Origin of the sequence: Pseudomonas sp. UC 17F4 (genome assembly GCF_900101695.1) — a bacterium.
GTDB lineage: Bacteria > Pseudomonadota > Gammaproteobacteria > Pseudomonadales > Pseudomonadaceae > Aquipseudomonas.
In genome coordinates, this window is the sequence record NZ_FNKV01000001.1 from 1,959,481 (window position 1) to 1,973,844 (window position 14,364).

10 protein-coding genes are annotated in these 14,364 nt (G+C 63.3%); 4 read left to right on the forward strand and 6 right to left on the reverse strand.

Features of this window, described 5'->3' with window-relative positions:
* Window positions 1–67: 67 nt before the first annotated feature.
* The 3 genes from BLR26_RS09095 to BLR26_RS09105 form a co-directional block, all read right to left on the reverse strand.
* Window positions 68–2,476, reverse strand: a complete 2,409-nt coding sequence (locus BLR26_RS09095; protein ID WP_045197663.1) for a glucose/quinate/shikimate family membrane-bound PQQ-dependent dehydrogenase — start codon at window positions 2,474–2,476, stop codon at window positions 68–70.
* 30 nt (window positions 2,477–2,506) lie between these two features.
* Window positions 2,507–3,865 carry a carbohydrate porin gene (locus BLR26_RS09100; RefSeq protein ID WP_093380072.1) on the reverse strand — a complete coding sequence of 453 codons (1,359 nt, stop codon included), beginning with the start codon at window positions 3,863–3,865 and terminating at the stop codon, window positions 2,507–2,509.
* Window positions 3,866–4,118: 253 nt separating this feature from the next.
* Window positions 4,119–6,185, reverse strand: a complete 2,067-nt coding sequence (locus BLR26_RS09105; protein WP_093380075.1) for a TonB-dependent receptor — start codon at window positions 6,183–6,185, stop codon at window positions 4,119–4,121.
* A 197-nt stretch (window positions 6,186–6,382) separates the two neighbouring features.
* On the opposite strand from BLR26_RS09105, the gene BLR26_RS09110 reads away from it, so the two are divergent.
* Both BLR26_RS09110 and BLR26_RS09115 read left to right on the forward strand, forming a co-directional pair.
* Complete coding sequence (locus tag BLR26_RS09110; protein WP_045197670.1) at window positions 6,383–6,604, forward strand: VF530 family protein; 222 nt, start codon at window positions 6,383–6,385, stop codon at window positions 6,602–6,604.
* 70 nt (window positions 6,605–6,674) lie between these two features.
* Window positions 6,675–7,262 (forward strand): Pr6Pr family membrane protein, encoded by a 588-nt coding sequence (locus BLR26_RS09115; RefSeq protein ID WP_249744434.1) that lies wholly within the window; start codon window positions 6,675–6,677, stop codon window positions 7,260–7,262.
* A gap of 9 nt (window positions 7,263–7,271) precedes the next feature.
* On the opposite strand, the gene BLR26_RS09120 is transcribed toward BLR26_RS09115, so the two are convergent.
* The gene (locus BLR26_RS09120; RefSeq protein ID WP_093380081.1) at window positions 7,272–8,039 is read right to left on the reverse strand and encodes a siderophore-interacting protein; all 768 of its coding nucleotides are present in this window, start codon (window positions 8,037–8,039) and stop codon (window positions 7,272–7,274) included.
* A complete protein-coding gene (locus BLR26_RS09125) occupies window positions 8,036–8,605 on the reverse strand; it encodes a PadR family transcriptional regulator (protein WP_045197676.1) in 570 nt (189 codons plus the stop codon). The genes BLR26_RS09120 and BLR26_RS09125 overlap by 4 nt, the downstream gene beginning before the upstream one ends.
* A 224-nt stretch (window positions 8,606–8,829) precedes the next feature.
* Here BLR26_RS09125 and BLR26_RS09130 point away from each other — a divergent pair, with 224 nt between their 5' ends.
* A complete protein-coding gene (locus BLR26_RS09130; protein WP_045197678.1) occupies window positions 8,830–9,324 on the forward strand; it encodes a C40 family peptidase in 495 nt (164 codons plus the stop codon).
* Here the strand turns inward: BLR26_RS09130 and BLR26_RS09135 are convergent.
* Window positions 9,321–12,455 (reverse strand): transglycosylase domain-containing protein, encoded by a 3,135-nt coding sequence (locus BLR26_RS09135; protein WP_093380084.1) that lies wholly within the window; start codon window positions 12,453–12,455, stop codon window positions 9,321–9,323. The genes BLR26_RS09130 and BLR26_RS09135 overlap by 4 nt on opposite strands.
* A gap of 437 nt (window positions 12,456–12,892) precedes the next feature.
* Between BLR26_RS09135 and BLR26_RS09140 the strand changes: the two genes are divergently transcribed.
* Window positions 12,893–14,314 (forward strand): amino acid permease, encoded by a 1,422-nt coding sequence (locus BLR26_RS09140; protein WP_045197680.1) that lies wholly within the window; start codon window positions 12,893–12,895, stop codon window positions 14,312–14,314.
* Window positions 14,315–14,364 lie beyond the last annotated feature (50 nt).

Consider the following 14,364-nt stretch of genomic DNA (forward strand, 5'->3'; position numbering starts at 1 on the left):
CAAGCTACAAGCCGCACGTGAGGAGCGCGGTGCTTGCAGCTTGAAGCTTGTAGCTGGCAGCTCAGGCCTACTCAGCCAGTTTGTAAGCGATTACGTAATCGCCCATCTTGGTACCCAGCGAGCCGTGACCACCGGCGGTCACCAGCACGTACTGCTTGCCGTCCTTACCGGTGTAGGTCATCGGCGTGGCCTGGCCACCGGCCGGCAGGCGCGATTTCCACAGCTCCTTGCCGGTGTTGCTGTCATAGGCACGCAGGTACTGGTCCAGGGTGCCGCTGAGGAAGCCCAGGCCGCCGGCGGTGACGATCGAGCCGCCCATGCTTGGCACGCCAATCGGCAGGCCGATCGGGATCGGCGAGCTGTCGCGGCTGGTGCCGTTCTTATGCTTCCACACCACCTGGTTGGTGGTCAGGTCGATACCGGCCACGTAACCCCAGGCTGGCGCCTGGCACGGTACGCCCAGTGGCGACATGAACGGGTGCATGATCACCGCATAGGGTGCGCCGGTGTTCGGCTGCACACCGCTGGTTTCGCTCTCGCGCTTGCTGCCGGCGGCGACTTCGGCGCGCGGCACCATTTTCGAAACGAAGGCCATGTAGTTGGGGCTGGTGAACAGCAACTGGCGGACCGGGTCGACCGAGACGCTGCCCCAGTTGAACACGCCGACGTTACCCGGGTAGACCAGGCTGCCCTGCACTGACGGTGGGGTGTACTGGCCTTCGTAACGCAGTTCGCGGAACTGGATGCGGCAAAGCATCTGGTCGAACGGGCTGGCGCCCCACATGGCCTGTTCGGTCAGGTCCGGGCCGAGCAGGTTGAGGTCCGAACGGGCCTGGGTCGGCGCGGTATGATCGCCTTCGACCGCACCTTGCGGTACCGGGATTTCGCGGATCGGCACGATCGGCGTACCGTCGCGACGGTCGAGCACGTACAGGCTGCCCTGCTTGGTCGGGGCGATCAGCGCAGGTTTGACGCCGTCTGCGGTCTTCAGGTCGAGCAGGGTTGGCTGGCTGCCGACGTCCATGTCCCACAGGTCGTGGTGGGTGAACTGGTAGTTCCAGCGGACTTTGCCGTTGGCAAGGTCCAGCGCAACGATACCGGCGCTGTACTTCTCGGCGCCCGGGGTGCGATCAGCGCCCCACTGGTCGGGGGTCTGGTTGCCCAGCGGGAGGAAGACCATGCCCAGTTTCTCGTCGACACTGGCCAGCGACCACATGTTCGCCGAGTTGCGGCTGTAGGTCTTGCCCGGCGCCAATGGTGCGGTGTCGTCCGGGTTGTTGCTGTCCCAGTTCCATACCAGGCGGCCATCGTGCACGTCGTAGGCGCGGATCACCCCGGACGGCTCGTTGGTCGACTCGTTGTCGGTGACATGGCCGCCGATGATCACCAGTTCGCGGGTGATCGCCGCAGGCGAGGTGGAGTAGTAACCGCCGGCGGTGAACGGGCCGATGCCGGTGGTCAGGTCGATCACGCCCTGGTTGCCGAAACCTTCACAGACCTTGCCGGTGTCGGCGTTGAGGGCGATCAGACGGGCGTCGGCAGTCGGCAGGTAGAGGCGACGCGGGCAGGCGACGGCAACGGCCTGGCCGGCATCGCTGATTTTCGGCGCCGGGCTGCCGTCAACGTTGACGTAGTTGTTTTCGTCGTAATACGACACACCACGGCAGGTCATGTGGGCGAAGCCCTTGAAGCCCACCGGGCTCTTGATCTGCGGGTCGAAACGCCAGATTTCGGCACCGGTGTCCGGGTCCAGGGCCAGCACCTTGCTGTGGGCGGTGCAGGCGTACAGCTTGCCGTTGACCTTCAGCGGGGTGTTCTGGTTGGTCAGCTCGACCGGGTCGTTGTCGGTCGGCAGGTCGCCAGTGCGGATGCGCCAGGCTTCCTGCAGCTTGTGCACGTTCTGCGGGGTGATCTGGCGCAGCGGCGAGTAGCGGTCGCCGAATTCGGTACGGCCGTAGGCCTGCCACTCGCCATCCGGCATCTGTGGCGCAGTGCTGCTCATCTCGGCGCTTTCACGGCCCAGCTCGCCCTTGATTTCACCCGGGTGGGTGAACTGGCTGGCCACTGCAGTAGCGCCCGACAGCACTACGGCCAGGCTCAGCAGGCCGCTGTTGACCTTGGACGGGTTGCCCAGCAGCGGGCGGCGTGCCCACGGCAGCAGCAACACCACACCCAGGGCGAACCACAGGGCCAGGCGCGGCACCAGCTGCCACCAGTCCAGGCCGACTTCCCACAAGGCCCACAGCGTGCTACCGAGCAGCACCAGGCCATACAGGCCCAGGGCGTTGCGGCGCAGGGCCAGCAAGAGGATGCCGGACAGGGCAAAGCCGATGCCGGCGATCAGGTAATACAGCGAACCGCCCAGCTGGCTCAGTTTGATACCGCCAGCCAGCAGGGCCAGGCCCATCAGCAACAACAGCACACCGATCAGTCGCGGCAGCCAGCGGGTTCTACTCAAGGCACCATCAGTGCTCATCGTGTGTTCTCCGTTAGGTGAAAAGGGTGGTTAGAAACTGCTCTGGATCTTGATCCCGCCGATCAGCGCGTCATCGACCTGGCTCACGCCACCGGGGTGGCGGATGTATTGCAGGTTCGGGCGCACGGTCAGCCAGTCGGCCAGGTGGATGCCGTAGTACAGCTCGGCGCTGTATTCGGTGTCCTGGATCGGACGGAACAGGGAGTCGTTGAAGTCGCTGACGTCGCGGGCCTGGTTGATGGCCTGGGCGTTCTTGCGGTAGGCAGGGTTGACGTGCACGCGTGCCAGGGCGAAACCGATGTCGTCCTTGGCGCGGGCATCGAAGGGCCCCTTGTACACCACACCTGCCTGAACATAGTTGTCGATGGCATTGGTCTTCTTGTCGTGCAGCGTGGCGTTGGCGAATACGCTCAAACCACGCGAATGGTCAGATGCCAGCGACGTCACCTGTTGCTGGGCACCGAGCCAGAAGCCGTGCTTGCTCGAACTGCTGCGGTAAGCCTGGCCGCTCAGTGCTGCCGGTTGATCGTTGCTGTCCTTGTAGACATCGCTTGCCTTGGCATTACTGTAGTAGTAACCGGCGCGATATTCCCCTTTCAGGCCATTGGCCGCCGGGCTCCACACCAGTTCGACCGGAATCACCGCGCCCTGGGTGCCGCTGCCGCTGAGCTTGAAGCCGTTGCCGCGATCAAGGTTGGAAGGGTTCTGTTCGTAGGCGCCGATCTGCGCGTACAGCTCGGGAGTCAGGTTGTACTTGACCCGCAGGGCCCACTGGCTGACCGGCCAGTTGTACCAGATGTCACCGACCCAGTTGCCCACCTGCGAGCCGCAGAACGCCAGGTTCTGGAAGTCGCACGGGAAGCTGTTGAAGTCCTCGCCCTGGCCGAAGCGGCCGAATTTCACATCCAGCGCGCCGTCGAAGTATTTTTGCTTGATCCACATCTGCGTCAGCCGCCAGGTCTGGCCACGTCCCCAGACTTCCTGGGCCGAGGTAAAGCCGCCAACGCGCGGGTCGTTGATGCGGTCATTACTGATGTTGTTGCCGTGACGCTCGGTGACCGTCAGCTGGAACTCGGCATCATGCCAGCCAAGGATCTTCTGCAGGTCCAGGTGGGTGCCGAGGGCGAACTGGTCGCTGTAGCGCGCGGTCTTGTCGTTGTCATGGCCGCCGTGCAGGTTGGCGCCCATCTCGCCGGTATAACCAAGGGTGAAGTCGTAGCCGCGTTCAGCCAGCTCCGTGCGGGTGCCGCCCCAATCGCCAAGCATCCATGGCGAGTCGCTGGCGAACATCGCCGCGGCCTGGGCGCAAGGCGCGAGGCTGGCGATGGCCAGACCCGAAAGCAGTGTCCGGGTGGCGGGGGAAAAGCGGAAACGATCGTTCTGAGGCATGAGATAGCGCTATCTTTTGATTATTGAAAAAACGGCAAGGCCACCGAGTTCCGAGGATCATCGGCGATAAAGCTGCAGGGAAATAGACTGAAGCGGTTCAGCTTGCGGCGGGGAGGATATAGCTGAACTTGTAAGAAAAAAAGTCAATTCAGCAAGAGGCACCGTTGCCGGATTGGTAACAGTGCGGTTGAGGCAGGCGACTCTGATCCGCTGTGGGAGCCAGCAAGGCCGGCGCCCACAGGGAGCTATTGCTTTAGAAGGTGGTACGCAAGCCGACTTCGACACTGCGCCCTGGTGCCGGGGCGATGTCACGCAGGATCGAACTTGAGTAGCGCACGGTCTGGTCGGTCAGGTTCTCGCCCCGGACGAAGGCCAGCCACTGGCTCTGGCCGATATCGAAGCGGTAGCCGACGCTGGCGCCGAGGGTGGTGTAGCCGTCGGTGCTGGTCTCGTTGGCCGGTTTCTTGTGCTGAGCGCTGGCGTGCTGCACGTCCACCCGCGCCTGCCAACGGTCCAGTTCCCACAACAGGCCGCTGTTCAGGCGCAGCGGGGCGATGCGCGGCAGGTCCTCGCCGGTGTCGAGGTTCTTGGCCCGGGTATAGTCGCCGGACAGCTCCAGGGCAAAGCTGCCATAACGGTTCTGCGCCAGTTGCCAGCGGTCCTGGGCCTCGATGCCGTAGAAGCGCGCGCGAACCCCGTGGTAGAGGTATTCGGGTACATCGCCGCCGTGGTCATGATCATGGTCGTGATCGTGGTCTTCATCGCCGTGATCATGGTCGTGGTCGTGGTCGTGGCCTTCGCGCAGGTTGCCGCTGGCCAGCAGGCCGATGTAATTGCGAAAGTGGCTGTAGAACACACCGACGCTGCCCTTGTGCGTGCCGTTGTCGAAGCGCAGGGCCAGGTCGCTGGAGATGGCTTTTTCCTTGCTCAGGTTCGGGTCACCGACCTCGTAGGTGCCGGTGGCGACGTGGGCGCCGTTGGCGTACAGCTCGTAGAAGGTCGGAGCACGCTCGGTGTAGCCCAGGGTCGCGGCCAGGGACCACACCGGGGTCAGCTCGTAGACCGCGCCGGAGGACAGGCTGGCGGCGGTGAAACTGCTTGAACGATCAGCCTCGGCAAAACGTTCGCTGCCCTTGCTGTCGGGTTCGACCCGGGTGTGCTCCAGGCGCCCGCCGAGGCTCAGGTTCAGGCGTTCGGTGGCTTGCCACTGCTCGAGCATGAACAGCGCCAGGCTGTTGGTGTCGGTGTGCGGCACGAAGGCTTCTTCGCCGAGGGCGGAGAACTCGTTGCGGCTGACCTGGGCGCCAATCACCCCTTCGACCGGCCCCAGTGGCTGATGCCGCGCCTCGACCCGCGCCTCGTAGCCTTTGTTCTTGAAGGTGGTGTGCACCTCGCCGCTTTCCAGCTCGCGGTGCTGGTAGTCGGTATAGCCAAGGTCGACCTTCACCGAGCTGAACGGGCCGTCGAGGTCGCGCAACTCCGAGGCGAAGCCGTAATGATCCTGCTGCATGTCCAGGCGCACGCCCGGCTCGGCCACCGAGCCGTAGTTGGAGTCATAGCGGCTGTAGGAAAGGCCGGCATAGCCGTGATCCCAATGGTAGGAACCGCCAACGGCACCGCCGTCCTGGCGACCGTCGCTGTTTTCCAGGCGGTGCTTGCTGCCCGGTTCGTCGGCGTCGCGCACTTTCGAGCTGCGGGCGTAGCCTGGGATGCGCAGGTCATTGAACTGGCGGCTGTTGGCGTCCAGGTGCAGGGCGAAGCGGCCATCACCAGCCTCCAGTTTGCCGGCGCTGCTGCGGGTGGTGTCGGCGCCGCCATAGCGCAACTCGCCGGCGCCGTGAATGCCGTCGATGGGCGAAGTCGGAATGCGGTTGTCGAAGCTGTTGACCACCCCGCCGATGGCGTTGCCGCCGTAGAGCAGGGCAGCCGGGCCGCGGACGATTTCGATACGCTCGACGGTGGCCGGGTCCAGCGGCACGGCGTGGTCATAGGACAGCGACGAGGCATCCAGGGCGCCAACACCGTTGCGCAGGATGCGGATCCGGTCGCCGTCCAGGCCGCGGATCACCGGGCGGCTGGCACCGGGGCCGAACCAGGTCGAGGCGACGCCGGGCTGGTTGTTGAGGGTCTGGCCGAGACTGCCTTTTTGTTGCAGGGCCAGGTCGTCGCCATCGAGCACAGTGGTGGGCGCAGCCAGCTCGCTGTTGCCCAGCGGGTTGGCGGTGATCACCTGGGGTTGCAGTTCGACAGCCTGGCTCACGGGGGACGCGAGCCAGAGCGCAGCGGCAAGGGGAGAGAGGCGCAGGGGTAAGTGACGCATGGAGGGAAGGGGTCCTTGGCAGTGTTATAGTGTTGAAACAATATAACATTACCATTAAAGATAAAACGCTCAAGCGCTGGCTAGAGCCTTTGCCCACACTAGAATGTCTGTTAGCAGCACCTGGGATGCGAAAAGTCTGAAGACTTGCAGCCGTGCCTCGGCTAAGGTGCGCACCTTTCGTTGGCTGGAGCACAGGCATGACCGCCGCTAATCAAAACCCGCTGCATGGTGTGACCCTGGAGCAGATCCTTACCGCGCTGGTCGCGAAGTACCAATGGGACGGCCTGGCTGAGCGCATTGATATCCGCTGCTTCAAGAGCGACCCGAGCATCAAGTCGAGCCTGACCTTCTTGCGCAAGACCCCCTGGGCCCGCGAGAAAGTCGAGCGCCTGTACCTGAAAATGCAGCGCGGCCGCTGAGCCGGTGAGCCGGCGCAGGCTGTTGATTGCCCTGACTGCGTGCCTGGGCTGGAGCGCGCTGGCGATCCAGATGTACCTGCTGTTGCTGGCGCGCTGGCAGGAGCAGGCGAGCCTGCTGGGCGGCCTGGTGACCTTGTTCAGTTTTTTCACCGTACTCAGCAACACCCTGGTCGCGGTGGTGCTGAGCCACGCGGCATTCGGCCGCGAGTCGGCGCTGCGACGGTTCTTCCTCGCGCCCTGGGTCAGTTCCGGGATTGCCGCGAGCATTATCCTCGTGGGCCTGGCCTACAGCCTGTTGCTGCGGCACCTGTGGCACCCGCAAGGTTGGCAATGGCTGGCGGACGAGCTGCTGCACGATGTCATGCCGCTGCTGTTCGTGGTCTATTGGTGGTGCTGTGTGGAGAAGGGCAGCCTGCGATTCAGGCATCTGCTGGCCTGGCTGCTGTATCCGCTGGGGTATTTTGCCTACGCACTGCTGCGCGGGCATGTGATAGGTGTCTATCCCTATCCGTTCATCGATGTGGCCGAACTGGGCTATGGCCAGGTGCTTCTTAATGCGCTGGCGATTCTCGCCGGGTTTGTCGCCATCAGTCTGCTGTTGCTCGGCCTCGATCATTGGCAGGGCGGGCGCCTGGCCAAGGCCAGGACGCAACCCTGAGGCAGCCGTTCATTCGTCGTGCGGGTCGAGCTGCCAGTACGAGGCGGCTTTGATCAGGTCTTCCTTGACGCCCTTGTCATCGATCAGCAGGCGCTTGGCCTTACGCATCAGCGATTTTTCCAAGGCTACCCAGGTATACAACTGACCGCTTGGCAAGGACAGATCCTTCACTACGTCAAGCAGATCCTGCTGCTGGCGCAGAACCCAGATCACTTCGACCTGCGCGGCGCTGGCCAGTGCTTGTTGCTCCTGGGCATTCTCGATCTCGATCACTGCCAGCACCTTGCGGCCGGCCGGCAGTTCTTCCAGGCGCCGGGCGATGGCCGGGATCGCGGTTTCGTCACCGACCAGCAGGTAGCTGTCGAAGATATCCGGGACCACCAGCGAGGCCCGTGGCCCGGCCATGTTGAGCACCTGGCCGACTTGCGCCTGGGCCGCCCAGGTCGAAGCAGGGCCGTCGCCGTGCAGGACAAAGTCGATGTCCATCTCGCCGCCGGCCAGGTCGATGCGCCGCGGCGTGTACTCGCGCATGGTCGGGCGCAGGCCGTCGCGGCTGAAGTCGAGGTTGTCGAGCACGGCCTGTTCTTCTGCCGAGCAGGCGAACATCAGTTTGACGTGATCGTCGCTGCCAACGCTGGTAAAGCCCTGCAGTTCTGGCCCGCCGAGGGTGATGCGGCGCATGCGCGGGGTCAGCTCGGTGACCCGCAGCACGTTCAGGCGGCGGTGCTTGATCTCGTGGTTGACGCGGTGAATGGTGGCGTTTTCGCTAACAGTCATTCGGCTTGCTCCGTTGAGGTCGCAATGGGCCCTGCGACGATGGCTTTGGCGGTGTCGTTGAGCAGGGTGCGGACCCGCTCGATTTCTGCCGGGTTCCAGCGCCCGCTGTGCATCTGCAGGGCATGGCGCAGGTTGTGGACCGCTTCGTGGATCTCGGCCGGGCGGTCGTGGCCGCGCAGCGAACGCTTGCTGACTTCAATGCGCATGCGCACCCCGTCCAGGGCGATGGCCTGGTCGGCCAGGGACTTCTCCCCGGCTGCGGTAATGCCGTAGAGGCGCTTGCTGCCCTGGGTCTGGCCGCTGATCAGCTCGGCTTCTTCAAGAAAATTCAAGGTCGGGTAGATCACCCCGGGGCTGGGGCTGTAGCTGCCATCGAAGAGGCTTTCGATCTGGCGGATCAGGTCGTAGCCGTGGCAGGGCTGCTCGGCCAGCATCGACAACAACAGCAGTTTCAGGTCGCCTGGGGCAAACACGCGGGGGCCGCGATCGCCGCGTTCACGGCCGTGACGGCGTTCGAAGCCGTCATGCCGGTCGCCATGCTCGCGGTGGGGATGATGGTCACGCATGGGGGATCTCCGTTTGCGTTAGATGTATCTTCAGATATTACTCAAGATATATCTTAAAGCAAGCGCGAGAATAAGAATATTTCTCATGATCAGCGTAGGACGGGCTGAATTTGTGTAGGAATGCTTAAGGTTTTTCCTACAAGCGCCTCAGATTGGCTTGATCTACACCCACGGAAATCACCCCTAAGATTCGCCACGTTTTCTTCACCTGTGAGTATTTCACCGTGGCGCGTTCAATTTTTTTCATCAGCCTGCTCTGGGGGCTGTCGTTTTTTGCCCAGGCCAATTTCTCCGTTACCCAAATCGCTCGCGAGCACACGGTGCGGCACGAGCTGGAAGCCAACCTCGATCGTCTGGTCGAGCGTGCACACGAGTTGATCGGCGTGCCGTACCGCTGGGGCGGCATGTCGGTCAAGGGCGGGTTTGATTGCAGCGGCCTGCTGGTCTACCTGTTTCGCCACGAGGCCGATATCAGGATTCCGCGTACCACCGCGGCGATGCTCAAGTCCGGTGCCCGGACCATCAAGCAGAGCCAGCTAAAACGTGGCGACGCGGTGTTCTTCAACCGTAATGGCCAGGGCCGGATCGGCCACGTCGGCCTGTACATCGGCGAAGGGCGTTTCATCCACGCCCCACGGACCGGCAAGAACATTCGTATTGACTCGCTGAGCAACAGTTACTGGGCCAAAAGCTACACGACCGCCAAGCGCTTCCACTAACGCTGGACCATCCGTGGCGGCTTGCACAGGGTGTGGCTGCCTGGTTCCAGGTAGGGCATCAGGATTGGCGCCATGCCCTTGAGCACCTGCACCGGCAAGGCCGAGGTAAAGCGGAAGGATTCCGCCGCACGGCCAGGTACGAAGGCGGTGAGGGTGCCGAAGTGGTTTTCGCCGAGGTAGAACACGAAAGTCGCGGTGCGGTTCAGCGAGCGTGAGCCGATCAGCCGCCCGCCGGCACCGAAGCTTTCGATGCGATTGTCGCCGGTACCGGTCTTGCCGCCCATCACCAGCGGGGTGCCGTCGGCCAGTTTGAAGCTGCCCGACACCCGCCGCGCAGTACCGGCGTCGACCACTTGCGAGAGGGCGCCGCGCAGGGCCCGGGCAACTTCCACCGAGAGCACCCGCTGGCCGAGGTCGGGGTCGCTGGTCAGGCGGGTTTCATACGGGGTGTCGGCGGCGAAGTGCAGGGTGTCGATGCGCAGCACCGGCAGGCGTACGCCATCGTTCTGGATGATCCCGATCAGCTCGGCCAGGGCTGCCGGACGGTCGCCGGAGCTGCCGATGGCGGTGGCCAGCGACGGCACCAGGTGGTCGAACGGGTAGCCGACACGTTTCCAGCGCTGATGAATATCGAGGAAGGCTTCGATTTCCACCAGGGTGCGGATACGGCTGTCGCGTGCGCCCTTGTGCCGGCTCTTGAACAGCCAGCCATAGACTTCCTGACGCTCGAAGTGACCGGCCTCAGCCGCCTCCTGGAAGGTGGCGCTGGGGTGCTGGAGCAGGTAGCCAAGCAGCCACAGGTCCAGTGGATGGACCTTGGCGATAAAGCCCTGGTCGGGCAGGTCGTAGGCGCCCGGGCGGTAGGCTTCGTACAGCTCTTGCAGGCGTTTCTCGGTGACGGTGTTCTGCTTGGTCGCCGGGGTCTTGTTCTCGACCCGGTCCTTTTTCAGGTGCGCCTGGACGAACGCGTTGAAAGTCGCCTGGTCAGCCTCGGGAAACAGGTAGCGGTGCACTGCGGCCAGGCGGATCGGGGTGACCCGCAGGCTGTCGAGGAAGGTGTCCAGGCGCTGCTGCGACGTCTTGCGCTGGTACTTTTTCCAGAACTTGCGCATGTAATCGGTGCCTTCCTTGTCGGCAAAGCGTGCCAGGTACTCCTGGCGGCGCGGCTCGGCATCGTCCTTGAGCAGGCTGGCGCTGTTGCCCGGCTGCTGGTAGGTGCTGTAGCGCACCAGGTCGCGCATCAGGCGAATAAACGGCAGGTTGATCGACTCGCGCAAGGCGTCTTTGAGGGTAGGGATACGGCCGTTGTCTTCCTTGCGAAAGTTGTTGAACACATGCAGGCCGCCGCCAGTGAAGAAGGCTTCGCCGGGGCTGGCGGAGTACTTGCGCTCAAGGGCGGCGTTGAGCATGGCGCTGAGGTCGCGGTCCTTGTTCTGGATCAGGTAGTCGATGGCCCAGCGGGTAATGAAGTCCAGTTCCGCCACCGGGACTTTTTTCAGCTCCGCAGCCGGGGTGTTGGCGTACTTGTCGTGCAGTTCGCCGATGATTTCCAGGTAGCTGGTCAGCACCCGCAGCTTGGCGGTCGAGCCCAGCTCGAGCTTGCTGCCTTCGTTGATGTCGAACGGCTGGTCGGTGCTGTCGGTCTGCACCCGCACCCTTGAGCCGTCGGCGGTGCGTTCGAGCAGGGTGAAGCTATAGCGCACCTGGGTGGTACTGGTCGGGGTCAGCAGGCGTTCGCCGAACAGGCCCATTTTTTCCGCAAAGGCCGGGTCGGCGAGGTCCTTGAGGTACTGGCTGACCTGGCCCTGCAAATCCGACTGCAGGGTGCTGGTGGCCGACAGGTCGAGACGGTCGAGGTCGTACAGTGGCCGGCCGAGGGCCGAAGACAGCCGGCTGCGGGCAACGCTGATGCCTTTGTTGGTGACGATTGGCTGAATGGTCGGCTGGGCCACCCAGTCGCGGTAGATGGCCTTGCTGGCCAGGGCGGCGTCCGCCAGCGGCTTGTCGATGATGTTGCTGGCCGCGAGGATGCGGATGTGGCTGTCGGTCAGCAACGCCAGTTCCGCCCGGCCCTTGGACAAAAAGTGCGAGGGCCGGCGTTGAGCGATCATCAGCGACAGCACCTGGCGCAGGGCCAGGCCACGGGCGGCGAGGCTGGCCGGGTCGGTGTCGGTGGACGACAGGGCCTGGTTGACCTGGGCGAAGTCGGCGCCGTACCAGACCCGCAAGCCTTCGGCCATGCCATGTACTTCACCATGCCCGGGAACCGCCGACAGCGGCACGCTATTGAGGTAATCACGGACGATGCGCTGGCGGGCTTCCAGGGTCTGTGGGCCATCCTGATAAGCGCGCACGCTGGCGGAAATCATCTGGCGAATCTTCTCGCTGCCCGAGGCGGTCAGGCCGTCGGGCGAATGCCGGTATTTTTCCAGCTGGGTCGCCAGGGTACTGCCGCCTGCCGACTGGCCGGGCAGGGCCAGGTACTTGGCCACCTGGGTGTAGGCCGCTTTGGCGAAGCGCGGCCAGTCCACGGCGGGGTTGTTCAGTGGGTCGTCGGGGTCGAGCAGGTCGCGGTTCTCGATGAACAGCAGGCTGTGGACGATGACCGGCGGGATCGAGGCGAAGTCGGGGTACAGGTGCTGCGGGTAATGAAACTGGTACAGGGCGTCGCCCTTGCAGTCGGTAATCGACAGGCCTGCCTGAATCTTCTCGGCATAAGGCACGAAAAAGCCATGATCGACGTAGTCCATCAATGCGGGCGAAAAACGCGTCTGTTCATTGATGACGTAGTCCCGCTTGAGCAGGCGCGGCAGGAACTCCCCCAGCGAGCTGTAGCCCAGGCGCTTGTCGAACGGGCCGTCGCCAGGGTAGCGAATGGCATCGCTGGGGCCGGGTTGCATGGAATAACTGAGGGTCGCGGCGAACTGGCTGAATTCTCGCGCCTGCAGGCGCGAAGTGCGCATTTCTTCGGAGGCGGCATAGCCCAGGGCGATCAGGGCGAGCAGCAGCACCAGCCACAAAAGGCGCCACCAAAGACGGCGCTGGCGTGGGCTTTTCGGCAATGGCGAAGGTTCGAGGTGTTCAGAGGGAGCTTCCGTACTGTTCGGTTCCGATTGCCACAATGCGCCCATAGTCTTCAGCCCGGCTACGTATTTTCGTCTTGCTTGCCTGAAGCTTAGACGGTGGCCGGGTTTGGTGAAAAATTTGTAGTCAGTTGCCGGGCATTTCCTAAAAACGTGTCAGAAATGCGCCTTTGGTGGAGCTTGAATTGCCCCGTTTTGGTGCTATGTTAGCCGCCCTGTTTCCTGCAGAGGCTCTAGCACGGGGAATGCCCCTCCGTAGAAGCGGTTTTTGCCGAGAGTTCTCGCCAAATATCGCGCTTTATACAGTGAAATGCCCTGCAGGGGCCTTTCTATACTGCTCGCCCCTTTCGCTCTGCCGGTTTTGCACACCCGGCAGACGGGTCCGCTCACAAGGTGGTGCCCGGCGAGGCAGCGCATCCAGCCTATCGGCGGTGCCAGGCCTGCACGAATGGTCATATCCAATAACAAAATGAGGTTGTATTTCTATGCCAGTCGGCAACCACCCTTCTCATGGTGAGACCGCCCAGGGCGGCCCACTCAAGCGAGAACTCGGCGAACGCCACATTCGCCTGATGGCGCTGGGCGCCTGTATCGGTGTCGGCCTGTTCCTCGGTTCGGCCAAGGCCATCGAAATGGCCGGTCCGGCCATCATGCTGTCGTACATCATTGGCGGTCTGGCGATCCTGGTGATCATGCGCGCCCTTGGCGAGATGGCCGTGCACAACCCGGTAGCCGGCTCGTTCAGCCGCTACGCCCAAGACTACCTCGGCCCGCTGGCGGGTTTTCTTACCGGCTGGAACTACTGGTTCCTGTGGCTGGTGACCTGCGTGGCGGAAATCACCGCGGTGGCCATCTATATGGGCATCTGGTTCCCGGAAGTGCCGCGCTGGATCTGGGCCCTGGCGGCTCTGGGCAGCATGGGCGCGATCAACCTGATCGCGGTCAAGGCCTTCGGTGAGTTCGAGTTCTGGTTCGCCCTGATCAAGATCGTCACCATCATCGCCATGGTCCTGGGCGGCGTCGGCATCATCGCCTTCGGTTTCGGCAACGATGGCGTGGCCATGGGCATCTCCAACCTCTGGAGCAACGGCGGCTTCATGCCCAATGGCGTGACCGGCGTGCTGATGTCGCTGCAGATGGTGATGTTCGCCTACCTGGGCGTCGAGATGATCGGCCTGACCGCCGGTGAAGCGCGCAACCCGCAAAAGACCATTCCCCAGGCCATCGGCTCGGTGTTCTGGCGCATCCTGCTGTTCTACGTCGGCGCCCTGTTCGTGATCCTGTCGATCTACCCGTGGAACGAAATCGGCAGCCAGGGCAGCCCGTTCGTGATGACCTTCGAGCGGCTGGGCATCAAGACTGCTGCCGGTATCATCAACTTCGTGGTGATCACTGCCGCGCTGTCGTCGTGCAACGGCGGCATCTTCAGCACCGGGCGCATGCTCTACAGCCTGGCGCAGAACGGCCAGGCGCCGGCCACCTTTGCCCGCACCTCGAGCAACGGCGTACCGCGCAATGCCTTGCTGCTGTCGATCGCAGCCTTGCTGCTGGGCGTGCTGGCCAACTATCTGGTGCCGGAGAAAGTCTTCGTCTGGGTAACCGCCATTGCCACCTTCGGCGCGATCTGGACCTGGGTGATGATCCTCCTGGCCCAGCTGAAGTTCCGCGCCGGCCTGAGCAACGCCGAGCGCGCTGCCTTGAAGTACCGCATGTGGCTGTGGCCGCTGAGCTCCTACCTGGCGCTGGCGTTCCTGATCCTGGTGGTCGGCTTGATGGCCTACTTCGAGGAAACCCGCGTAGCCCTGTACATCGGCCCGGCGTTCCTGGTGATGCTGACCGTGCTGTACTACGTGTTCAAGCTGTCGCCAAACAGCGTGGAACAGCGCGCGGCAAGTTCGGCGTCCTGATCCTCGCGTAAGTAAAAAAGCCCGTATCCTTGGATACGGGCTTTTTTTTA